13 protein-coding genes are annotated in these 22,838 nt (G+C 70.6%); 5 read left to right on the forward strand and 8 right to left on the reverse strand.

Annotation, left to right across the window (positions count from 1 at the left end):
• Positions 1–54: 54 nt before the first annotated feature.
• Complete coding sequence (locus HCK04_RS42570; protein WP_142648834.1) at positions 55–1,449, forward strand: lectin; 1,395 nt, start codon at positions 55–57, stop codon at positions 1,447–1,449.
• Between the two features lie 128 nt (positions 1,450–1,577).
• On the opposite strand, the gene HCK04_RS19735 is transcribed toward HCK04_RS42570, so the two are convergent.
• Genes HCK04_RS19735 through HCK04_RS19755 form a run of 5 tightly spaced genes read right to left on the reverse strand, consistent with a single transcriptional unit; the run spans position 1,578 to position 7,008 of the window.
• Entirely contained in the window at positions 1,578–2,396 is an 819-nt protein-coding gene (locus tag HCK04_RS19735) for a sugar phosphate isomerase/epimerase family protein (RefSeq protein WP_260617337.1), read from the reverse strand.
• A gap of 17 nt (positions 2,397–2,413) precedes the next feature.
• Positions 2,414–3,643 (reverse strand): ABC transporter substrate-binding protein, encoded by a 1,230-nt coding sequence (locus HCK04_RS19740; RefSeq protein ID WP_142648836.1) that lies wholly within the window; start codon positions 3,641–3,643, stop codon positions 2,414–2,416.
• Positions 3,630–4,571 carry an ABC transporter permease gene (locus tag HCK04_RS19745; protein ID WP_142648837.1) on the reverse strand — a complete coding sequence of 314 codons (942 nt, stop codon included), beginning with the start codon at positions 4,569–4,571 and terminating at the stop codon, positions 3,630–3,632. Before HCK04_RS19745 ends, HCK04_RS19740 begins: the two co-directional genes overlap by 14 nt.
• Positions 4,568–5,566, reverse strand: a complete 999-nt coding sequence (locus HCK04_RS19750; protein WP_142648838.1) for an ABC transporter permease — start codon at positions 5,564–5,566, stop codon at positions 4,568–4,570. The genes HCK04_RS19745 and HCK04_RS19750 overlap by 4 nt, the downstream gene beginning before the upstream one ends.
• Positions 5,563–7,008 (reverse strand): sugar ABC transporter ATP-binding protein, encoded by a 1,446-nt coding sequence (locus HCK04_RS19755; RefSeq protein WP_142648839.1) that lies wholly within the window; start codon positions 7,006–7,008, stop codon positions 5,563–5,565. The genes HCK04_RS19750 and HCK04_RS19755 overlap by 4 nt, the downstream gene beginning before the upstream one ends.
• Before the next feature lie 426 nt (positions 7,009–7,434).
• On the opposite strand from HCK04_RS19755, the gene HCK04_RS19760 reads away from it, so the two are divergent.
• Positions 7,435–8,493, forward strand: coding sequence for an ROK family protein (locus tag HCK04_RS19760; RefSeq protein ID WP_260617338.1), 1,059 nt, complete (start codon positions 7,435–7,437; stop codon positions 8,491–8,493).
• 116 nt (positions 8,494–8,609) lie between these two features.
• On the opposite strand, the gene HCK04_RS19765 is transcribed toward HCK04_RS19760, so the two are convergent.
• Together HCK04_RS19765 and HCK04_RS19770 are read right to left on the reverse strand one after the other, a co-directional pair.
• A complete protein-coding gene (locus HCK04_RS19765; protein WP_142648840.1) occupies positions 8,610–9,251 on the reverse strand; it encodes a hypothetical protein in 642 nt (213 codons plus the stop codon).
• A gap of 131 nt (positions 9,252–9,382) precedes the next feature.
• The gene (locus tag HCK04_RS19770) at positions 9,383–13,411 is read right to left on the reverse strand and encodes a ThuA domain-containing protein (protein WP_142648841.1); all 4,029 of its coding nucleotides are present in this window, start codon (positions 13,409–13,411) and stop codon (positions 9,383–9,385) included.
• A gap of 220 nt (positions 13,412–13,631) precedes the next feature.
• On the opposite strand from HCK04_RS19770, the gene HCK04_RS19775 reads away from it, so the two are divergent.
• Both HCK04_RS19775 and HCK04_RS19780 read left to right on the forward strand, forming a co-directional pair.
• Entirely contained in the window at positions 13,632–14,036 is a 405-nt protein-coding gene (locus HCK04_RS19775; protein ID WP_142648842.1) for a hypothetical protein, read from the forward strand.
• On the forward strand, positions 14,026–16,320 hold the full coding sequence (locus HCK04_RS19780) for an MMPL family transporter (RefSeq protein ID WP_142648843.1): 2,295 nt from the start codon (positions 14,026–14,028) through the stop codon (positions 16,318–16,320). The genes HCK04_RS19775 and HCK04_RS19780 overlap by 11 nt, the downstream gene beginning before the upstream one ends.
• Before the next feature lie 57 nt (positions 16,321–16,377).
• Here HCK04_RS19780 and HCK04_RS19785 read toward each other — a convergent pair whose 3' ends face one another.
• Positions 16,378–17,808, reverse strand: coding sequence for a carboxyl transferase domain-containing protein (locus tag HCK04_RS19785; RefSeq protein ID WP_142648844.1), 1,431 nt, complete (start codon positions 17,806–17,808; stop codon positions 16,378–16,380).
• Between the two features lie 487 nt (positions 17,809–18,295).
• Here HCK04_RS19785 and HCK04_RS19790 point away from each other — a divergent pair.
• Positions 18,296–22,838 (forward strand): type I polyketide synthase (locus HCK04_RS19790; RefSeq protein ID WP_205830455.1); only part of this gene is annotated, 4,543 nt, incomplete at its 3' end.

A 22,838-nucleotide genomic window follows, 5' to 3' on the forward strand; every position in this document is an offset into this window, starting at 1 on the left:
GCCCGGCTCTGCCCATGGCCACGCCCGACCGTCCATCCCCCAGGTGAGGCACCCATGAGACGCATCCGCGCGTGGTTCACGGCCCTCGGCACGACCATCCTGCTGATCGCCGGGCTGTTCGCGCCCGCCACGGGGTCCGCCGCCGCCGTGACGCTCCATCCCGGCGTCATGTGGTACGACACGGCGGGCAACCGGCTGCAGGCGCACGGCGCCGGGTTCTTCAAGGTCGGCTCGACCTACTACATGGTGGGCGAGGACAAGAGCGCCGGCGCCACGTTCACGGCGGTCGCCTGCTACTCCTCCACGGACCTGGCCACCTGGACCCGGGTGGGCAACGCGCTGAGCCGGCAGGGCAGCGGCGACCTCGCCGCCGGGCGGATCGTGGAACGGCCGAAGGTGATCTACAATTCGGCGACCGGCCAGTACGTCATGTGGGTGCACATCGACAACTCCTCCTACAGCGACGCGCGGGCGGGCGTGGCCACCAGCCCGACGCCGTGCGGGCCGTACACCTACCGCGGCTCCTCGCGTCCGCTGGGATTCGAGAGCCGGGATCTGGGCCTGTTCAAGGACGACGACGGCACGGCCTATCTGCTGACCGAGGACCGCAGCCACGGCCTGCGCATCGACCGGCTCTCCGCGGACTACACCCAGGCGGTGAGCACGACGGCGGTGCTCGCCGACCTGGAGTCTCCGGCGATGGTCAAGGTGAACGGACGATACTTCCTGTTCGCCTCGCACCTGACCGGCTGGTCCACCAACGACAACGCGTACGCCACCGCGACCTCCCTGTCCGGGCCGTGGAGCGGATTCACCACGTTCGCCCCTCCCGGCAGCCGCACGTTCGACTCCCAGACCTCCTCCGTCGTGCCGGTGACGGGTTCGTCGGGCACCACGTACCTCTACGTCGGCGACCGGTGGAACCCGAACGACCTCAACAGCTCGACGCCCGTGTGGCTGCCGCTCACGATCAGCGGCTCCACCGCCTCGATGAACGCGTTCTACGACTCCTGGACCATCGACGCGGAGACCGGCACCTGGGCGGCCCCGCAGGCCCCGCAGAGCTTCACGCTCGTCGGCGCCCAGTCGGGGCGCTGCCTCGACGTCGCCGGCGGCGCCGCGACCAACGGCTCGACCGTGCAGATCTACGACTGCCACGGCGGCGCCAACCAGAAGTGGTCCCTCACCTCCTCCGGGGAGTTGCGCACGTTCGGCGGGACGAAGTGCCTGGACGTGTTCGACCAGCGGACCACGGCCGGCGGGACGGTGGGCATCTGGGACTGCAACGGCGGCGCCAACCAGAAGTGGACGGTCAACTCCACCGGCACCATCGTCGGAGTCCAGTCCGGCCTGTGCCTGGACGTGAACGGCAACCAGACGGCCAACGGCACCAAGGTGCAGACGTGGACCTGCAACGGCGGCGCGAACCAGCGCTGGACCCGCGGCTGACGCTCCCCGGCCGCTGCCGGCGACCAGCGCGGTCCCGGTGACGTACGTGCTCGGCTCCCGTGGTTCCCCGCCGTCGGCGGGGAACCACGGGGCCGGCTACAGCGACCTCCGGCTACAGGGACCTCCGGCTACAGCGACCTGAGGAAGGCCAGGCCGTCCGTGGCGAGGGAGTCCTGGGTCGGCGCGAGCGGCCGCCAGATGGAGGCCGCGGTGGCGATCGTCTGGTTGTGGGCGGTGAAGGACTCGATGACGAGGGGGCCCGTATAGCCCACGTCACGCAGGGCCTGGGTGAAGGCGGGCCAGTCGAAGCGGTCGGCGCCTGGTGTGCCCCGATCCGTTCCGCAGACCTGCACGTGCGCGATCCGGCCGGCCGCGGCGAGTACGGCCTGCGCCGGATCCTTCTCCTCGATGTTCATGTGATAGACGTCGAGCGCCAGGCCGCATCCGCCGGGCAGTGCTTCGAGTGCCTGCTCGACGGTGTTGAGCAGACTGGTCTCGTAACGGTTGAGCGGCTCCACCGCGATCGTCACACCTCGCTCGCCCGCGTAGCCGGCCACGGGCTCCAGGTTGTTCCGGAGCTCGGCGTAGACCGTCCGGCGCTCGTCGTCCGACATCCGCCAGGTCCTGCCGACGGAGGCGTAGGCGGGCCCGCCGATCACCGGGGAGCCCACGACGGCCGCCACGTCCACGCAGTGCCGCAGGTAGTCCTGGGTCTCCTCGACGACCCCGGCCGTGGCCGCCACGAGCTCCCGCCCCGGCGGCATGACCAGCACCACCGACGCCTTCAGCCCGTGCTCGGCCAGCAGCGCCGCGGCCTTCTGGGGATCCCAGTCGCCGGGCCGCTCCACCGGCAGCTCGATGACGTCGAACCCCCAGGCCGCGATCCGGGGAACGAGGGACGCGAGATCGTCGTCCGTCAGCGGCGACACCCACACCCACGTGTTCACTCCGAGAGGGAAAGCGCTCACCCCTTCTTACCGCCCCACTGCTCGGGGAATCCCGGCATCCCCTCACAGCCGCACAGCGCGTAGTGCAGCGGCGGCATGTTCGGCTGCAGGTAGCGGTCGAGGGTCTCCTGCGTGATCTTGGGCTGCGGCAGGTTCCACACCTTCGGCACCTCCTCACCCTTGAGGATCTTCAGGGCGGCGATGATCGGTGTGCGCCACTGGTAGGTGGGGTACGTGGGAGCGACGGCGGTGAGACCGTCGTCCTTCCACTTGCGCAGGAAGTCCTGCTGGTCTTCCCCGGTCATCGGCGGGACGGGCATGCCGGCGTCCTCGAACGCCTCGGCGACGGCCACGGAGGTGGCTCCCGAGTCCATCCAGACGCCGTCGAGCTTGCCGTGCCGCTGGATGTAGTCGTTGACGATGCCCTTGGCCTTGGCCGCGTCGCCGTCGGTGAACTCCACGCCGACGACCTGGAGGCCGCTCGCGTCGAAGGCGACCTTCGCCGCCGACCAGCGGGTCTCCAGCACGTCCACCCCGGGGCTGATGCGCAGCGCCAGGATCTTCCCGCCCGCCGGGACCTTCTCCACGAGGAACTCGGCCGCGTCGGCGCCGAACGCGTAGCCGCCGATCGGCTTGATGAACGTCACCGGGCAGTCGGTCTCGACGCCCCGGTCGAAGACGATGACCGGGACCTTCTCGCAGGCGGCCTTGACGGCCGGAGTGAGCGTCGCCGTGGTGTTGGGCGAGACGATCAGCGCGTCGCAGCCCTTGGCCTGCAGCTCGGAGATGTCGGAGATCTGCTTGTCGTCCTTGCCCTCGGCGTCGAGAGCGGTGAGCTTGGAGATCTCCTTGTGCAACGCCACCTCGGCCTGCATGGTCTTCCAGCCGACCTGCCGCCAGGGATTGTCGACCGCCGCGTTGGAGAAGCACAGGTTGTAAGGCCCGTCCTTCTTGTAGTCGGCGGTGGAGACCATCTCCGGCGCGATGGCCTGCTCCCAGGGCTTGTCCGCCGGCCCCTCCGGCGTCTGCGAGCGCATCGCGAGCTGAGCGTCGTAGTCGGCCTGGACGAAGAACTTGGACTGCTCACCGGTTCCCGAGGCCGGCGCCGCCGAAGCGGCCGCGGTCTGCGCCGTGTCCGCGCCCGTGTCGGCGGCCGTGGTGGTGCTCGGCTTGTCGCTGGTGCAGCCGCCGACGGCCAACACCGTCAGAGCCGAAGCGGCGAGGATGAGCGGTCTACGAAACCGCATGGGCGTCTCCTTTAACTTTCGGGGCATCGAGGAAGGGAAGACGGATGGCTCCTGCCGCGACGGCGGCGATGAGGATGACGCCCTGCACGGTGAACTTCAGCGCCCCGGAGACGCCGTACAGGTTCAGCAGGGTGAACAGTGCCTCCAGGGTGAACGCCCCGGCTATCGCGGCGATGACCGTGCCGCGGCCACCGCCGAGGACGACGCCGCCCAGGACGACCGCGGTGATCGCCTGGAACTCCAGCCCCTGGCCGACCTGAGCGGACACTCCGGCGAACCCGCCGAGCAGGATTCCGGCCACCGCGGCGGACAGGCCTGAGAGGATGAAGGCGATGATCCTCACCCTGGTGACCCGTACGCCGGACAGGGCGGCCGCGCGCTCGTTGTCGCCGATGGCGATGAGCGTCCTGCCGAAGTTGGCCCGCATCAGCAGCACGGCCGCGACGGCGACGACCACGAGGATGAGCACGGCCCATCCGGTCTGCCTGCCGAACATGCGGAAGGCTTCCGAGAGCGCGCCGCGCGGCGCGCCGCCCGTCCACAGGAAGACCGCGCCGGACAGCACGAGCATCATGCCGAGCGTGGTGATGAACGAGGGCACGCGCAGGAGTGTCGTCACCGCGCCGTTGACCAGACCGACGACCAGGCCGAGAACGATCAGCAGGGCCAGCACCGGCCAGGTCGCCGCCTCGTCCCCGTCGATCAGGCGGGCGGCGACGACAACCTCGACGGTGACCAGCGATCCGACCGACAGGTCGAACTCGCCGGCGACGATCACCAGGTACTGCCCGGCGGCGAGGATGACCAGGGGCGCGGCGCGCCTGACGAAGGACAGGAACCCGGCAGGCTCGATGAAGAACGGGTTGACGATCGCGATGGCGGCCAGCAGCACCGCCAGCACCGCGAGAATCGGCAGCGCACGCTTCACGTCCGCCTCCTTCCGACCAGGCCCGTACGCCGGGCGTAAACGGCGACGGCGACGACGATCACCACGCCTCGTACGACGTCCTTGAAGAAGGAGTTCACTTCCAGCTGGTTGAACACGCTGTCCAGGACGGCGAGCAGCAGCACGCCGCCCACGGTGCCCGCGACCCCGCCTCTGCCCCCGGCCAGCGCGGTGCCGCCGAGGACGACGGCGGCGATCGACTCGAGGTCGTATCCACCGTCGGTTCCCACGGTCGGGGCTCCGGCGCCGAGCCTGCTGGCCAGCAGCAGTCCCGCGATGCCGGCACAGAGCGAGCACAGCACGTGCGTGACGACGATCACCCGGTCGGTGCGGATGCCGGACAACCTGGCGACCTCGACGTCACCGCCGACGGCGTACACCCGGTAGCCGTACTTGGTCCGTCTGAGCAGGAACCAGGCGACGAAGGCGACCGCGGCCCAGAGCAACGCCGAGACGGGCACGGGGCCGAGCCGGTCGTAGCCGAGGTGCTGGAAGGACTCCGGCACCCGGCCGGCCGGGCCGTCGTAGAGGTCGCTCAGGATTCCCTTGATGATCAGCGAGACGCCGAGGGTGGCGATGAACGCGTGCACGCGCAACTTGCTGATCATCAGGCCGTTGACCAGCCCGACCAGTGCGCTCACTCCCATGACGGCGACGACCGCGAGCACGATGTTGGAGTCCTGGCCCGCCATGGTCACCGCCGCGACCAGCGAGGTGAGGCTGATCAGATAGGCGACCGACAGGTCGAGCGATCCCGCCATGATGGCCAGCGTCTGGCCCACCGCGACGATCCCGAGCGCCGCCGAGCGCTGCTGGATCCCGACGATGGTCTCCAATGTGAGGAACTGGCCGCCGTCCACGGCCACCAGCGCCCAGCCCACGAGGATCACGCCGGCCAGTGCCAGGAAGACGACACTCGTGGGGTTCGCCAGCGCGGCGAACCTGGCCCTGCGGCCGGCGAGCACGTTCGGGGTCATGCGGACACCTCGCCCGCGGCCAGGCTCATGATGGCCTCCTCTGAGGAGCCCGCGGGGAGGGTGCCCGCGATGCGGCCCTCCCGGAGCACGACGATGCGGTCGCTCATGCCGATCAGTTCGGGCAGCTCGGAGGAGATCATCATGATCGCCATGCCGTCCTCGGCCAGCTCGCGCATCAGGTCGTGGATGGCCGCCTTGGCGCCCACGTCGACCCCGCGGGTGGGCTCGTCGAACAGGAGCACCTTCGGGGCGACGGTCATCCACTTGGCGAGCACGACCTTCTGCTGGTTGCCGCCGGACAGGTAGCGAACCTCCTGCTCCTCGCGGGGCGGCTTGAGCCGTACACGTTCCAGCAGGTCCCGCACCCCGCTGCGGCGAGCGCCACGGCCCATCGCGCGGGTCACGAGCAGGGCGTTGTCGCGCACCGACTGACGCAGGGCCAGGCCCTCGCTCTTGCGGTCCTCGGTCACCAGACCGATTCCGGCCCGGATCCCCTCGCGGACCGAGCGCGGGCGCACCGGCGTCATCTCGCCCCGGGTGAACGGCTCGGCGCCGAACAGGGCCTTCGCCAGCTCCGATCGGCCGGATCCCTGAAGCCCTGCGATGCCGACGATCTCTCCCGCGTGCAGCTCCAGGTCGATGTCGTGCAGCCGGTCGTTGCCGCCGCCGGTGACCCGGAGCCGTGTCTCCCCGGCCGAGGTGGAGCGTGGCGGGAAGTAACCGTTCAGATCGCGCCCGACCATGAGGCGGACCAGATCCTCGGACGTGACGTCCCCGGTGGCGACCGTCGTGACCAGCTTGCCGTCCTTGATGACCGTCACGTGATCGCTGAGGTCGAACACCTCGCGAAGCCGGTGAGAGATGTAGAGCACGGCGATGCCTCGCTCCTGCAGGCGCCGCACCAGCCGGTAGAGCAGTTCGACCTCGTGCTCGGCGAGCGCGGCGGTGGGCTCGTCCATCACGACGATCCGGGCGTCGAGCGACAGCGCCTTGACGATCTCCACGACCTGCTGCTGAGCGACCGACAGGCGCTTGACCGGTTGCCGGGGACCGAAGGAGTCCTCACCCAGTTCGGCGAGCAGCCGGGCGGTCGCGGTGTCCATCGCGGTCCGGTCGACCAGGCCGCGCCGCATCGGTTCCCTGCCGAGGAAGACGTTCTCGGACACGGTCCGCTCGGGCAGCAGGTTGAACTCCTGATAGATGATCGCGACGCCGGCGCGCTGGGCGTCCAGCGGATGGCCGAACGACACGCGCCTGCCGTCGATCTCGATCGTCCCCTCGTCGTGTGCGTGCACTCCGGCGAGGATCTTCATGAGCGTGGACTTGCCCGCCCCGTTCTCCCCCACGATCGCGTGGACCTCGCCCGGCACGACCGCGAGGTCGACTCCGGACAACACCCGGACGCCGAAGAAGCTCTTGCCGATGCCCGTCATGGTCAGCATCGGGTCTACTCCGCCGCGGGAACGGAAGGGAGAAAAGCCTCACGGATTCGCGTGGCGTGGCCACCCGCGGAGGCGAAGTGAGCAAGGGCCCGGCTATTGCCGTACCGCTGGGTCTGGATTCCCGGCTCGGGCACGCCGTTAACACAGGTCATAAAACTCGCTCCCGGCCCGGCACCTTGTCTGAGAGTGTCAGAACTTTAGGTGCGCCGCCTACATAGTGCCGCGAGCGTATACACGACTTATGACTTTGGTCAAGCAAAAGGGGAGTAGGGTAAAACATAAGGAAACGTCGAGCAGTAAGGAGTGCCAGTGGCTCAGGGCATGCCCGGTGGGACCGGAGCGGGAGCACTACTCTCGATCCTCCGTGACGGGCGAGCGCGTACCCGCGCTGAGCTGGTCCAGCTCACTGGTCTGTCAAGAAGCGCGGTGTCCCAGCGGATCGACGCTCTGCTGCACCAGCGCCTGATCCTGCCCTCCGAGGACACGACTCCATCGGGCGGCAGGCCCGCCACCGCCTTCTCCTTCCACCGTGAGGCCCGCATCGTGCTGGCCGCCGACCTCGGTGTCACCCACGCCAGAATCGCCGCCAGCGACCTCGGCGGGGCCGTCCTGGCGGAACGTGCCGCCGACCTGCGCATCGACCGCGGACCCGTGCCGACCTTGAGCTGGGTTCTCGACACCTTCCGGGAACTGCTCGCCGAGTGCGGCCGCCCGCTGTCGGACGTGTGCGGCGTCGGCGTCGGCCTCCCCGGCCCCGTGGACCACGCGAGCGGCACGGCGGTCAGCCCGCCGATCATGCCGGGCTGGGACGGCTTCCCCGTGCCCGGCTGGCTCGGCGAGCGGCTCGGCGTCCCGGTGCTCGTCGACAACGACGTGAACATCATGACGCTGGGCGAGCACTGGGCCGTCCACCCCGAGGTCGAGCATCTGATCTTCGTCAAGGTGGGCACCGGCATCGGCTGTGGCATCATCGCCGGACGCCGGCTGCATCGCGGGGCCCGAGGCGCCGCAGGGGACATCGGCCACATCCGCATACCCACCATCGACCAGGTGCAGTGCCGCTGCGGCTACGTCGGCTGCCTGGAGGCCGTGGCAGGCGGCGCGGCTCTGGCCGCCCGCCTCCGCGACGCGGGGCTCGACGTCGCCGATGGCCGGGATGTCGTCCGTCTGACAAAGGAGGGCAACTCTCTTGCCATCCGCTTTGTCAGACAGGGTGGCAGAGAGGTCGGCAGCGCGCTCGCCTCGATCGTCAACTTCTTCAACCCCACGCTGATCGTGATCGGGGGCGACCTGGTCGAAGCGGGCGATCACCTTTTGGCGGGCGTACGCGAAATGGTTTACGGCCGCTCGCTGCCACTGGCGACCCAGAGTCTCGGCATTCGCGCGAGCGAGCTCGGTGACCGGGCGGGCGTCACCGGCGCCGCCGTCATGGTTATCGAGCGCATCCTGGATCCCGAAACGGTCGATCGGTCATTTACTACGTGACTTCTGTCAAATACCGCCTTACCGTCTGACCTATAAATCGGACGTACGCCTCGGAATATCCGGGCCACCCCTCCGGCGGAGGGGTGGCCCTTTCCTTTTCCGCTCCCGCCGCCGGTTCAGGACTGGTTGAACAGCGACAGCGTGATGGTGGAGTGGTATTCGCCGGCGGCGACGTCGACCGGGGTGCGCAGGGCGAGGTCGGCGTTGACCTGGGAGGTGCCGATCTCGTCGGCGGAGTTGGCGGTGGAGACCAGCAGCTCCTGGCCCTCCAGACCCACCGTGGGAGCTCCGGAGCCGTCGGAGATGACGCTGGAGACCGGCTCACCGGCCGCCACCGCACCGGTGGAGGAGTCGCTCAGCAGGCGCGGCTTCCAGCCCAGGTACTCCGGGCCGATCTTCTTGCTCGGGTCGTCGGCCGCGACGAACTCGCTGGCCTGGCCCACGACCGCCCAGTACTCGCCCGCGGGGATCTCCTCGGGGGTGCGGGTGTCGGTCACGGTGACCGTCGGCAGGGTGCCGGTGAACTGGCGGGCGGTGGCGTCCGACCCGTTCTCCTGCAGCGACACCCCCGTGTTGTCGGCCACCGTCATCGAAAGCTGACCGGGCGTGCTGGTGGACTGGATGTTCACCGACACGTCGACGCCGCCGGTGCCGGCGGGGTCGTCGTCGGCCGCCGCGGGACCGGCCAGGCCGGCACCCGCGAGGGCCAGACCGAGCACGGACGCGGCGAGCACCTGCGTCGCTCTGTTGATTTTCATGTTCGCTCCATCCATGGGGGGCGGGGCCGGCCTGCCGGGCGGCCGGCCCCGGGTTGAGCTACGGCGGTGACCCCGTCGTGGTGGCGTCGTCGTGGTGACCCCGTCGTCCGAGGTCACCGCCGGTGGCGTGGTCAGGCGCAGCTGATCGCGTTGTAGGCGGCGTCGTAGGTCGCGGTGACCTGCTTGCCGTCGATCGTCGCGGTCCCCTTGACCGTCGCCTTGCCCGCGCCGATCTGCCCGGCACGCGCGTTGAAGGACTGGTAGGCCTGCTTGCCCGGGGCCACGTCGGCCACGGTCTTCGAGCCGTACGGGGTGGTCAGCTCCACCGTCGCCGGCACGTCACCGTCGTTGACCGCCGTCACCGCCACGTACGCCGACGTGCCCACACAGCGGGACGAGGCGGTCACGGTCAGCGGAACGCCGGGAGACGAGGACACCGGAGTGAAGGCGAACCGCTGGTTGTCGTCGTTGCTGCAGGTCCACTGGATCAACGCGGCGCCGTTGGCCGTCGACCTGCCGTTGATGTCGAGGCACAGCCCGCTCACCGCCGAAGTGATCTGGTAGGCGTCTCCGGATGGGACGAGATAGAACCTCTGGTTGACCTGGTCCTGGTGCCCGTCGGGATGGCAGGCGTACTGGACGAGCTGGGTGCCCGTCGCCGTCGAGCCCCTCGGCACGTCAAGGCACTTGCCGCTCTTGACGTTCTTGAGCTGGTAGGCCCCCGCGGTGAAGGGAACGGCCTCCCACTGCTGCTCGCCGCCCTCCGTCGCACTCATCTGCACGATCGGGGCGTCATCTGCGGTGGAGGCGTTCTGCGGCGCGACGAACTTGCCGCTGTGCTTGGCGGAGATGGTGTACACCCCCGCGGCCCCTCCTCCGACCGTGATCGTCGTGACCATGCCGATCCACTTCGTGCCGTCGTAGCCCGAGTGGAACCTGCAGATGACCGTCCAGGTCCCTTCCTTGTCCAAGGTGTACGAGACCGGCGGGCCTCCCGGCGAGACGGCGCCCTTGGTGACCTCGAAGATGTCGCCGGCGTTCGGGTCCGGGTTGCCGCCTGGCGGCACGAGCCAGACATCGTGCGGCATCGCCGCGTCGGGCGCGTTGAAGTGCCAGGTGATGGTGCCACCGCGGGCGATCTCGCAGTTGCCGGGACTCCACGTCGTGCCCATCGCGTAGATGTCGCACGTCGTGGGGAGCGTCTTGCCGCCGTCGGCCACAGTGAAGACGACGCTCTGCGAGGTGGAGGTGTTACCGGAGTAGTCGGTGGCCCGGTAGTCGACGGTGTACTTCCCCGGAGTCTTGAACGGGACCGGCGCGTCGTAGGCGGTCCACTCTCCGCCGTTGACGCGGTATTCGACCTTCTCCACGCCGGCACAGCCGACGTCGTTGGCGGTGAGCTTGAGCGTGGCCGAGTCGATGTAGGTGTTCTGCTGGCCGGGGTGGGCCCGGCCCTCGATCTGGTTCGACACCGTCGGCGCCTGGGTGTCCTCGGCGCACGTGGTCTGGGGCTTGAACTCGATCTTGACCAGCTCCATCTTCATCGTGGAGTTGATCTGGCTGCGGCAGCAGCCGAAGGTCCAGCGCCCCATGTAGAGGGCGCCGTCGGGCCCGAACCTGGTCGGGATCACGAAGCTGTTGTTCGGCGTGCCGAAGTGGTTGACCGGCAGCCAGTCGTTGACCCGGAGCATCTGGTTGTTGTCCTGCCGCAGGCGGACCTCCTTCCAGAACCCGTTGTCGTCCCCACGGTTGGTGATCAGCCACGAGCCGTCGTAGTAGGGCGGGAAGGCGCCGGGACCGTAGCTGTCCTTGTATCGGTAGACCGGGCCGGTGACCGGCTGCATGCCGCCGGAGCCCAGGTCGCCGAAGGCCAGCGGATCCTGACTGCCCGGGTTGCCGGGGTACTTGCGCCAGATCGTCGCCGGCTTGGCGGGGCCGGGGATCTCATCCAGGCCCTGGAACGTGGGCTGCGAGCCCGTGCCCCCCGGCGGAGCCCAGGTGAGGTCGGACGGGATCTTGTCGAGCGAGCAGTCGTACTGCTGGCCGGTCGAGGAGTTGGTCGCGTAGTTCCAGCGCCACGTGGTGTTGGTCTTCGAGTTGTCGCCGACGCAGAACGGCCAGCCCTGGAAGCTCGGCTTGTCGACCAGATCCCACTCACAGGTGCCGGCCGGGGCACGATCGGCCTGGTCCACCGAGTTGTCGTGGCAGTACTCGCCGACGACGACCGTACCCGGATGCGCGGGGTCGACGTGCACCGTGAAGGGCTGCCGGAAGCCCATGGCGTAGATCTCCGGCCGGGTCTTCGCGGTCCCCGGCGGGAACATGTTGCCCTCGGGAACCGTGTAGGTCTTGTCCAGGCCGGGGTCCTCGCCGCTCGGGATGTCGTCGATCGGCTTGATGCGCAGGATCTTGCCGCGCAGGTCGGCGGTGTTCGCCGCCGTCTTGCGCGCGTCCCAGCGCTCCGAGGCACGGTGGTCCATCGGCGGGTAGCGGTTGTGGCCGGGCGCGTTCGGCGAGGTGTCGTCGCCGACGCCGAGGTAGAGGTTGCCCTCGGAGTCGAACACCAGGCCCGCGCCCCCGACATGGCCGGGGCCGTTGTCGGTGGGGCCGCCCGGGAAGCCTGACGGGTTGCCCGAGATCTTCGCCTTGGGCACGCGCAGGATCTCCCGCTCGTCGTACGGATGCGCCGGGTCACCTCCCGCCTGTGCGGGCAGGAACGCGGTGCCGTCCTCGTTCAGCGTGAAGCGGCTGATCACGTTGTAGCCGACCGTCTGCTGGTTGCCCGTGGTCGGCCAGTCGGGGTTGCGCGGGGAGTAGTAGACATAGATGTCGCGCTTGTCCGGCTTCGACAGATCGAAGCCCGGCTCCAGGCTCATCCCCAGCACGCCGTCTTCGGAGTTGCCGTGGTCGGCGCGCGTCGGGATCGTCGCGACCGTGGTCGAGTTGTTCGGCGGGCCGTTCGGGTCGTGCATCTTCACGTAACCCTGGGTCTGGTAGCCCGTCGCGGGACCGATCTCGGTCCAGTAGAGCTTGCCGTCCCGCGCCACGTCGAGAGCCATCGGGCCGTTCGCGTTGTCGACCAGGGTCGTACGGGTGAAGTTCGACCAGACGGTGCCCGAGCAGTCGGTCTTGTCCCCCTCGCCCGCGACCCAGCGCACCCCGCCGACGATCTGCTTGACCAGCGGGTTGTCGCCGCCGTTTTCGGTGTAACGCACGCCGAAGTGACCCTGCGAGGTCACCCAGGTCCGTCCGTCGTTGTAGGGCCGCTGGGTGGCGGTGCCGTCCTTGACCCTGTCGCCGTCGTAGAGCTTGCACCACGTCGTGGGGTGGTCCGCGCCCATCTTCTGGCTGCCGGTGTTGTAGGTGCGCTCGTCGAAGGTCGCGAGCACATGGTGGGTGCCCCGGACGCTGCGGACGAAGTTGTAGTGCTCGTCGGCGATCTGGTAGGTGTCGGGCAGGTCTTTGGTGGAGAGGTGGTTGTGGTCGGCGACCTGGACGGTCGCGGCGTTGCCGGTCGCCGACCCGTTCGAGTGGGCGGTCATCGTCGTGCCGATGAGGCTGTCCGGCCCGCCGTCCCACCAGTCCCACACGGAGGTGCCGGCGCCGGCGTCGGTCATGTTGTGCACGGCCGCGATTCCGCCGCTGTTCTGGGTGAAGCGGATCAACGCGTCGCGCTGGGCCTGGTCGAGGAGCGGTCCGGGCCGGCCGCCGCCTGCCCATGACCAGGATGAGTTCAGGAACAGGATCGCGTCGTATCGGGACAGGTTCTCGTCGGTGAAGATCCGGGGATTCTTGTTCGGGTTGTCGCAGTTGTTCGCGCCGCCGCCGTTGTTGTCGCAGTCCTCCCAATCGACCTCGTAGCCTGCGTCCTCGAGAGCGGCCTGCACCACAGGGCGCCCGTTGTCGATCCCATCGGCGTGCCGGTATCCGGTCGTACCGGTATAGATGAGGATTCTCTTGCTGTCCTCCGCCTTGGCAGGAGCCGCAAGGAAACCTTTGTCGGCCGTCCCGGTGCTCGTCGCAGGGGCGGCAGCAGCCTGGGGGGTGCTCTTCGCTTGGGCAGTGGTCGCCGGGGTGAGCATCTGAGCCCCTAAAGCGACCGTAGTCAGCGCGATCAGAGAACGCCTCACACTCCGCGCGGGCAGCGCGGCGTTCCGCATACCACTCACTTCCTCTCCCTATGCGGCGGCGACCAGCCCCGCGGCCGGAGCGATGTGGTTCGACCGCCCGAGGTTCAGACGTAGCGTCCGCATCTTTTATCCATGTGTCAAGAACTTTCGTCTTGGAAAATGGAAAGTCAGTCTCAATCTGACGTTGATTCCCTCATTGCGGACGTTAGTTGTCTTGATCCAGGCGGTTTCGTCGGTTAGCGTCCCCGCTATGAGCGGGCAGAGAGTTCACCGGCGACTTCTCAGCGTCGCTGCGGCCACAGTGTCGATCACCATCGGAGCGCTGACCCTGACGGGATGCAGCGACGACTCCGGCGAGGCGAAGGCGAAGGGGCGCGACCTGACCGCGCTGCAATGCCCGATGGTGGAGACCGGGCAGAACGGGGGTGCCGACCAGTACAAGCCCGCGGAGAACGCCTTCGACACGGCGGAGCTGCTCGGTCTGGATCTGGCCGAGGCCCGTGAGAAGGCGGCCCGCCACAACTGCGAGATCGTCGTCTCGCGCGAGGACGACAGGAGCCTGCCCGTGCCGATAGAGATCGACCTGGCGAGGATCTACGTCTACACCGCGCACGGCGTCGTCACCCAGATAGAGGGTGTCGGTGGTGGTCTCTGAGGGCGGCGGCCCGATGCGGCTTCTCACCAGGGTTTCGATGATCGCCGCAGGCCGGCGGTCACGGTGGGTCGTGATCGCGGCGTGGCTCGCGTTCGCGATGCTCGCGGTGCCGCTGCAAGCCGACCTCAACGAGCGGGCCGCCGACGAGAGCGAGACCTTTCTCGTCCGGGGATCCGAGTCCGCGGCGGTCAAGAAGATCGTCGACGAGCGGTTCCGGCTCGGCAGCGAGACGGCGGCGGTGATCGTCTACTTCCGCGAGAGCGGGATCACCCCGGACGACGGACGGCGCGCCGACACCGACGCCCTCGCGCTGTGCCGCTCCGCCGCGATCCCGAACCTGAGGATGGTCGCCACCCCATACCAGCGCGCGTGCGGCGAGGCCGACCCGCTCGACATGAGCCCGGGCGCCTCGCTGCTCACCTCACCCGACGAAACCGTCATCTTGAGCACGGTCCTGATGGCCGACGACTCGACGCCCGACATCGAGCAGGCGGTCGCGGCGATCCGCGAGGTCGTCCCGCCGGCCACCGGCGACGAGAGCGGGCTGAGGGCCTTCGTGACCGGCCGCGCCGGATTCGAGGCCGATCGGAACGCCGCGCTCGGAGGGGTCAACGGAACCCTCCTGGCGGTCACCGTCGCCGTACTGCTGCTCCTGCTGCTCGTGACCTACCGCTCGCCGCTGGTCGCTCTGGTGCCGCTGGCCGTCGTCGCCCTCGCCTACCTGGTCACCTCCGGCCTCGCCTACGGCCTCGTCGCCGCCGGGGCCACCGACATCAGCGGGCAGACGACCTCGATCCTGGTCGTGCTGATGTTCGGCGCGGGCACCGACTACTGCCTGCTGATCGTGGCGCGGTTCCGCGACGAGCTGCGCCGGACGCGGGACGTCAGAGAGGCGATGGTCGCCGCCGCCCGGCGCACCGGCCCGGCGATCGTCTCCGCCGGAGCGATCGTCATCGGCACGATGACGATCCTCGCCCTCGCCGACTTCAACGCCACGCGCGAGATGGGCCCGATCCTCGCCCTCGGCGTCGCGGTCATGGTCTGTGCCGGCCTGACGCTCCTGCCCGCGGTGCTCACCGCGCTCGGCCGGCGGGCGTTCTGGCCGGCGGTCCCCCGCCTCGATCCCGGGTCCGCACCCGCGATCACGTTCTGGGAGCGCGTCGCGGGCCTCGTCCACGCACGCCCGGGGGTGATCGCCGCGGCGGTCGCCGCCGTCCTCGCCGCGGGCGCGCTGGCCGGCCTCGGCGGGCGTCCGGCGCTCGACTTCTCCGAGTCCTTTCGTGAGGCGCCGGACTCGGTCCTCGGCCAGCAGGTGATCCGCGACCACTTCATCCCCGGCCGGGCGGCGCCGCTTCGCATCGTCGTGGCCGACGATGTGGCCGGGAAGGTCCAGAGCGCTCTCACCGAAGGCACGCACACGCCGGTCGCCGACATGCACGCGGTGGCGAGGTCGGTCGGGGCGGACGGCTCCTCCCCGGGGGCGGAGGCGCAAGGCCGGCCGGGTTCCGCGAACGACCTGATCACCTTCGACGCGGACCTGCGGATGGATCCGTTCTCGGAGCAGGCCACCGACGCCGTCCCCGCGCTGCGCGAGGTCGCCGAGCGCGCGGCCGGCGGCCGGACGGTCATGATCGGCGGGACCGTGGCAGAGAACTACGATGCCCGCCAGGCACTCGGCCGTGACACCGGGCTGATCGTCCCGGTCAGCCTCGCCCTGATCCTCGTCGTCCTCGCCGTGCTCCTGCGTGCGGTGGTGATGCCGCTCTACGTGATCGCGACCGTGATCCTCTCCTTCGGCTTCGCCCTCGGCGTCAGCTCCCTCGTCTTCACCCACCTCATGGGCCAGCCGGCCTCGGACCCGAATCTGCCGATATACGCGTTCATCTTCCTCGTCGCCCTGGGCGTCGATTACAACGTGTTCCTCCTCGGCCGGATCCGCGAGCAGCGCCGCAAGCACGAAACCCGCCGTGCGGTGACGGAGGCCCTCGCGCGGACCGGTGGCGTGATCACCTCCGCGGGCCTCGTGCTCGCCGCCACCTTCGCCACGTTGATGGTGATCCAGATGGAGTCGCTGTTCCAGATCGGCTTCGTGGTGACCCTGGGCCTGCTCGCCGACACCTTCCTCGTGCGGGCCCTGCTCGTCCCCGCTCTCGCGATAATGCTCGGCGAGCGGAACTGGTGGCCGTTCAACGCGACAGCGCTCCCGCCGGAAGCGCCCGCCCACGGTGAGAGCCGCCGTCAGCCTGGGAGAATCGTGAGCGCTTCCAGAACACTGCCGCGCTGAGGGGCGCTCACGCGCCTCCGTGCCACCCCGGTTCCGTACCGGAAAGAGCCGGGCGGGTCAGAGCGGGATGTTGTTGTGCGCTCCCCGCGTGGCCGGCGCCGCGGCGAGGGCCTCGGCGAGCCGCCGCCGGGTCGTCCGCGGGTCGATCACCTCGTCCACGACCTGGAGGTCGAGCGCCCGGCGGACGCCGCCCGACAGCTCCTCGTGTTCCCGCACCAGGTCGGCGCGCAGCCGCTCCCTGTCCTCCGCGGAGGCGGCCGCGGCGAGGCGCCGGCGGTGCAGGATCTCCACTGCCGCCTCGGCCCCCATGACCGCCACCTCCGCGCCCGGCCAGGCGAAGACGGCGGTCGCCCCGAGCGAGCGGGAGTTCATGGCGATGTAGGCGCCGCCGTAGGACTTGCGGACGACCACCGTCGCCCGCGGCACGGTCGCCTCGGCGAAGGCGTGCAGCAGCTTCGCCCCCCGGCGGACCACGCCGCCCCACTCCTGGTCGACTCCCGGGAGGTAGCCGGGAACGTCCGCCAGCACGACCAGTGGAACGCCGTGGGCATCGCACATACGGACGAACCGGGCGGCCTTCTCCGCCGACAGGGCGTCGAGGCAGCCGCCCTTGCGGAGCGGGTTGTTCGCCACGACGCCGACCGTGTGCCCGGCGAGGCGGCCGAGCCCGACGACGATGTTCGGCGCCCAGCGGGCCTGGATCTCCACGAACGCGGCACCGTCCTCGCCGTGGTCGAGCAGCGCGCGGATCACCGGGCGGATGTCGTACGCGCGGCGGGCCGACTCGGGGAGCAGGGCGGCCGGGTCGCGGTCGTCGGTCAGGCCGTCCAGGGCGTACCCGCCGATGTCGGCCAGCAGGCCGGTGAGGGTGCGGGTGCGGCGGTAGGCGTCGTCCTCGTCCCCGGCGACCACGTGCACCACGCCGGAGCGGCGGCCGTGCGCGTCGGCGCCGCCGAGCCCCTCCATGTCGATCTCCTCGCCCGTCACGCTGCGGACCACGTCGGGGCCGGTGACGAACACCCGGCCCAGGTCGGACATGACGATCAGGTCGGTGAGGGCCGGTCCGTACGCCGCCGCGCCCGCCGCCGGGCCCACGATGACGGAAATCTGCGGCACCCGGCCCGAGGCGCGGATGTTCGCCTCGAAGACCAGTCCGGCGCCGTGCATCGACTCCACGCCGTCGGCGAGACGGGCCCCGCCGCAGTGCCACACGCCGATCACCGGCACCCGGCGCCGCAGCGCCTCGTCCACGGCGGCGACGATGTGCCGGGCCCCGGCCAGCCCCAGCGCCCCGCCCATGACCGTCGCGTCGGTGCAGAAGGCGACCACCGGGGAGCCGTGGACGCGCCCGGTGACCGCGAGCACGCCGCTGCCGTCCTCCGCGTGCAGCGGCGTCATCGAGTCCCCGTCGAGCAGGCGGCCGAGCCGGGCCACGGGTTTGCGGACGTCGCGGCTCTCCTGCGCCGCCACCGCCTCGGCAACGGTCATGGATCTACCCCCATCGATGTGCGTGCGCTCGCGTTTCCCCGGAAACGGTAGGCGGGCCGCACCATCGGGGTCCAATTACGATTTCCGATGGAAATATATAAAGAAATCATTATGAATGAGCCGATATGCCGTGATGGGCGTCACAGTTGACTATCGCACGAAATTCGTGCAAATGTCGATCAGGTTGGCTGGGCCGGAGCCACGAGCTCCGGACGGGAAGCGCGGGTACGGCGAAAACCGCGCCGCCGCTGCTCAGCGCTCTCCGGAAAGGCCTCCCGCGGGCGGACCGGGCTGTTTCCTTTTCCGTTTCGGCCGTGGAATAGGGACAGCCCGGGCCGTACCACCTTCCACGGTGAGGGAAAGCGGCGAATGCGGCCGGACCGGTCGCGCGTTCACGCGAGCGAGCAGGCGCGAGACCTGAAGCGGCGAAAACGACGACAGGCACGACGAGAAGCACGGGCACGACGCGAGGGGACGGATGTTCACCATGGACGAGGCGGTCGGCTACGGCGAGAACGCGGTCGCGGTGGTCGGGCTCGCCTGCCGGCTGCCGGGAGCGCCGCACCCGCGAGACCTGTGGGACCTGCTGCGCGCCGGGCGCGACGCGGTCGGCCCGCCCCCGGAGAGCCGCGTGGCGGGCGAGCCCCGGCTCGCCGGCCTGCGAGGCGGGTTCCTGGACCGGGTCGACGAGTTCGACGCGGGGTTCTTCGGCGTCTCGCCGAAGGAGGCGGCGGCGATGGACCCCCAGCAGCGGCTGACGCTGGAGCTCGCCTGGGAGGCGCTAGAGGACGCCGGCATCCGGCCCGGCGATCTCGGGGGCATGCCGGCGAGCGTGGTCATCGGGGCGATGGCCGCCGACTACGCCACGCTCGTCTACCAGCGGGGAGAGGCGGCCATCACCCGCCACACGCTCGCCGGGCTCACCCGCGGCATCCTGGCCAACCGCGTCTCGTACGCGCTGGACCTGCGCGGGCCGAGCTTGACCGTCGACACCGCGCAGTCGTCCGCCCTGGTGGCGGTCCATCTGGCCTGTGAGAGCCTGCGCTCGGGTGAGGCGGCCGTCGCGCTCGCGGGCGGGGTGAACCTCAACCTCGTCCCGGAGAGCACGGCGACCGCCGGGCGGTTCGGCGGCCTGTCCCCCGACGGGCGGTGCTTCACCTTCGACGCCCGGGCCAACGGCTACGCGCGCGGGGAGGGCGGCGGGATCGTCGTGCTGAAGCCGCTGCGGCAGGCACTGGCCGACGAGGACCACGTCTACGCCGTCATCCTGGGCAGCGCGGTCAACAACGACGGCGCGACCCCCGGCCTCACCGTCCCCGACGCCGCCGCCCAGGAGCGGGTCGTACGACTGGCCGTGGAAAGGGCGGGCGTCGATCCTGCCGCCGTACAGGTCGTCGAGCTGCACGGCACCGGCACCAGGGTCGGCGACCCGATCGAGGCGGCGGCCCTCGGCGCCGCGCTCGGCGCGGCCCGGCCCGCGACGCGGCCGCTCCTGGTCGGGTCGGCGAAGACGAACGTCGGCCACCTGGAGGGAGCTGCCGGGATCGTCGGGCTGCTCAAGGCCGTGCTCAGCATCCACCACCGGGAGGTTCCGGCCAGCCTGAACTACGAGACGCCGAACCCCGGCATCGACCTCGACGCCCTCAACCTGCGGGTCGCCACCGAGCTCTCCCCCTGGCCGCGCCCGGACGCGCCGCTGGTCGCCGGGGTCAGCTCCTTTGGAGTGGGCGGAGCGAACTGCCACGTCGTCCTCGCCGAGCCGCCGCCGCGGCCCGCGGCCTCCGGGCCGGGAGCGCCGGCTCGGGACGAGATCGCCACCGATGCCGGGCCGGCCCGGGAAGGCGAGGATGCCGGCCCCGGCGGGAGCACCCCGGAGGTCGTCCCTCTCGTTCTGTCGGCGCGCGACCCGGCGGCGCTGCGCGAGCAGGCCGCCCGGCTGAGCGGCTCGGCCGCACTCGACGCCGACCTGTCCGACGTCGCGCTGTCGCTGGCCACCGGTCGCACCGCGTTCGAACACCGGGCGGTCGCGGTGGGCACGGACCACCAGGACGTGCGGAAACGGCTGCGCGCGTTCGGCGCGGGCGACCTGGCGTCCGGGGTGGTGCAGGGCAGGGCGCGCGACCTCGGCGGCACCGTGCTGGTCTTCCCCGGTCAGGGCAGCCAGTGGGCAGGCATGAGCAGGGACCTGGCCGACGCCTCTCCTGTCTTCGCCCGGCATCTGGCCGAGGTCTCCGAGGCCCTCCAGCCCCACGTGGACTGGTCGCCCCGGGACGTGCTGTGGGATCTGCCGGGCGCGGCGTCGTTCGAGCGGGTGGACGTCGTGCAGCCCGCGTTGTTCGCCGTCATGGTGGCACTGGCCCGGCTGTGGGAGCACTTCGGCGTCCGTCCCGACGCGGTCATCGGCCACTCCCAAGGGGAGATCGCCGCCGCGCACGTCGCGGGCGCCCTGTCGCTGGAGGACGCCGCCGCGATCGTGGTCCTGCGCAGTCAGGCGCTCGCCGCGATATCGGGCCGCGGCGGGATGGCCTCGGTCCCGCTGCCGCGTCCCGTGGTCGAGGCGCGGGTGGCCGAATGGGCGGGACGCCTGGAGATCGGCGCCGTCAACGGCCCCTCGGTCACGGTCGTCTCCGGTGACGCGGACGCGCTGGACGAGCTGATCGCCCGATACCAGGCCGAGGGCGTCGCGGTGCGGCGGGTGCGGATCGACTACGCCTCCCATTCGGCGCACGCCGAGGCCGTACGGGACCGGCTGCTGGCCTGTCTGCCGGGGCACCCGGCCCGGCAGAGCGGCGTTGCCTTCTACTCCGGGCTGACCGGCGGGCGGCTCGACACCGCGGAGCTGAACGCGGACTACTGGTATCGCAACCTGCGCCACACCGTGCGGTTCGACGAGGCCGTCGCGGCCGCGCTGAGTGACGGGCACACGGTGTTCGTGGAGGCCAGCCCCCACCCGATCCTGGTTCCGGGAGTCCGGGAGATTCTGGACGCCACCGACGCCGCGCCGGGCCTCGGACGGGTGGTCACCGGAACGCTCCGCCGCGGCAGGGGGGACCTGGGCGAATTCCTCCGGGCGCTCGGCACGCTCCACGTCAACGGCGCGCACGTCGACTGGAGCCGTGCCGTACGGCCGGGCGCGCGGCGCGTGCCGCTGCCCACCTATCCCTTCCAGCGTCGCCGGCACTGGATCGACACCGTCGCCGCGCCGGCGGACCCGGACGCGCGGCCGGCACCGGCCGATCCCGTGCCGGGAGAAAGCCGGCAGGAGACACGCAGCAGACAGGAGACACAGAGCCGGCAGGAGGCGTCCCGGGATCCGGAGGTCGCGAGGAGCGAGCAGGCGTCGCTCGATCTCGTGCTTTCCGCCACGGCGGCCGTCCTGGGGCACGCGGACGCGCGGAGCGTCCCACCGGACCTCTCCTTCAAGGACCTGGGGCTCGACTCGCTGGGCGTGGTGGAGCTGCGGGACGCCCTGGCCACGGCCACCGGCCTGACGGTTCCCGCGACCGTCACCTTCGAGCACCCTTCGCCCCTCGCGCTGGCCCGCCACCTGCTCGCCCTGTCCGGCGGCGGGACGACCGCTCCCTCGGCGCCTCCCGCACCGGCGTCCGGGGAGGGGACGGCCGACGAGCCGATCGCGGTGGTCGCCATGGCCGGGCGATACCCGGGCGCCGACAGCCCTGAGAGGCTCTGGGACCTCGTCCTCGACGGCGCCGACGCCGTCACCGCCTTCCCCGCCAACCGGGGCTGGGACGTGGAGGCGCTGCACGATCCCGCCGCGACGCGGCCGGGCACCTCCGTGACCGGTGAGGGCGGCTTCCTGCACGACGCCGACCGCTTCGACGCGGAGTTCTTCGGCATCAGTCCCCGCGAGGCGGCGGCCATGGACCCCCAGCAGCGTCTCCTGCTGGAGGTGGCGTGGGAGGCCTTCGAACGGGCCGGTGTCGTGCCGCGGTCGCTGGCCGGGACCCGCACCGGCGTGTTCGTCGGCATGATGCCCCAGGACTACGGCCCCCGGTTGCACGAGGCGGCCGGAGGATCCGAGGGCTACGCCCTCACGGGCATGGCGACCAGCGTCGCCTCCGGGCGGATCGCCTACACCTTCGGGCTCGAAGGGCCTGCGGTGACGGTGGACACGGCCTGCTCGTCGTCGCTGGTCGCGCTGCACCTGGCCGTACGGTCGCTGCGGTCGGGCGAGTCGGACCTCGCCCTGGCCGGCGGGGTGACGGTGATGTCGTCACCCGGCATGTTCACCGAGTTCTCCCGGCAGGGCGGGCTCGCTCCCGATGGGCGGTGCAAGGCGTTCTCCTCCTCCGCGGACGGCACCGGCTGGGCCGAGGGCGTCGGCCTGCTACTGGTCGAACGCCTGTCGGACGCATGCAGAAACGGCCACCCGGTGCTGGCCGTCATCCGCGGCACCGCCATCAACCAAGACGGCGCCTCCAACGGCCTCACCGCGCCCAACGGCCTGTCGCAGCAGCGGGTGATCCGCCAGGCCCTGAGGGACGCCGGGCTCGGTCCTTCGGATGTGGACGCGCTGGAGGCGCACGGGACGGGCACGAGGCTCGGCGACCCCGTCGAGGCGCAGGCGCTGCTGGCGACGTACGGCCAGGACCGGCCCGCCGACCGGCCGCTGTGGCTCGGCTCGCTGAAGTCGAACATCGGCCACACCCAGGCCGCCGCGGGCGTCGCCGGCGTCATGAAAATGGTGCTGGCCATGCGGCACGGTGTGTTGCCGAAGACGCTGCACGCCGACGAGGCGTCCCCGTACGTCGACTGGTCCGCGGGCCTAGCGCTGCTGACGGAGCCCGTTCCCTGGCCGGAGACCGGCCGCCCGAGACGTGCGGGCGTTTCGTCGTTCGGGATCAGCGGCACCAACGCCCACGTCATCCTCGAACAAGCACCCGAGCGGGACGACACCCCGCAGGCGTCTCACGCCGTCTCGCCGAACGGTTCCCTGAAAGCGTCCGCTGGCCAGAACGATGGTCACTCCCTCGCCGCCGCATCCGACGGTCGTCGGGAAGGACCGGCCG

Origin of the sequence: Microbispora sp. CL1-1, assembly GCF_012034195.1 — a bacterium.
In the GTDB taxonomy this organism is placed as follows: domain Bacteria; phylum Actinomycetota; class Actinomycetes; order Streptosporangiales; family Streptosporangiaceae; genus Microbispora.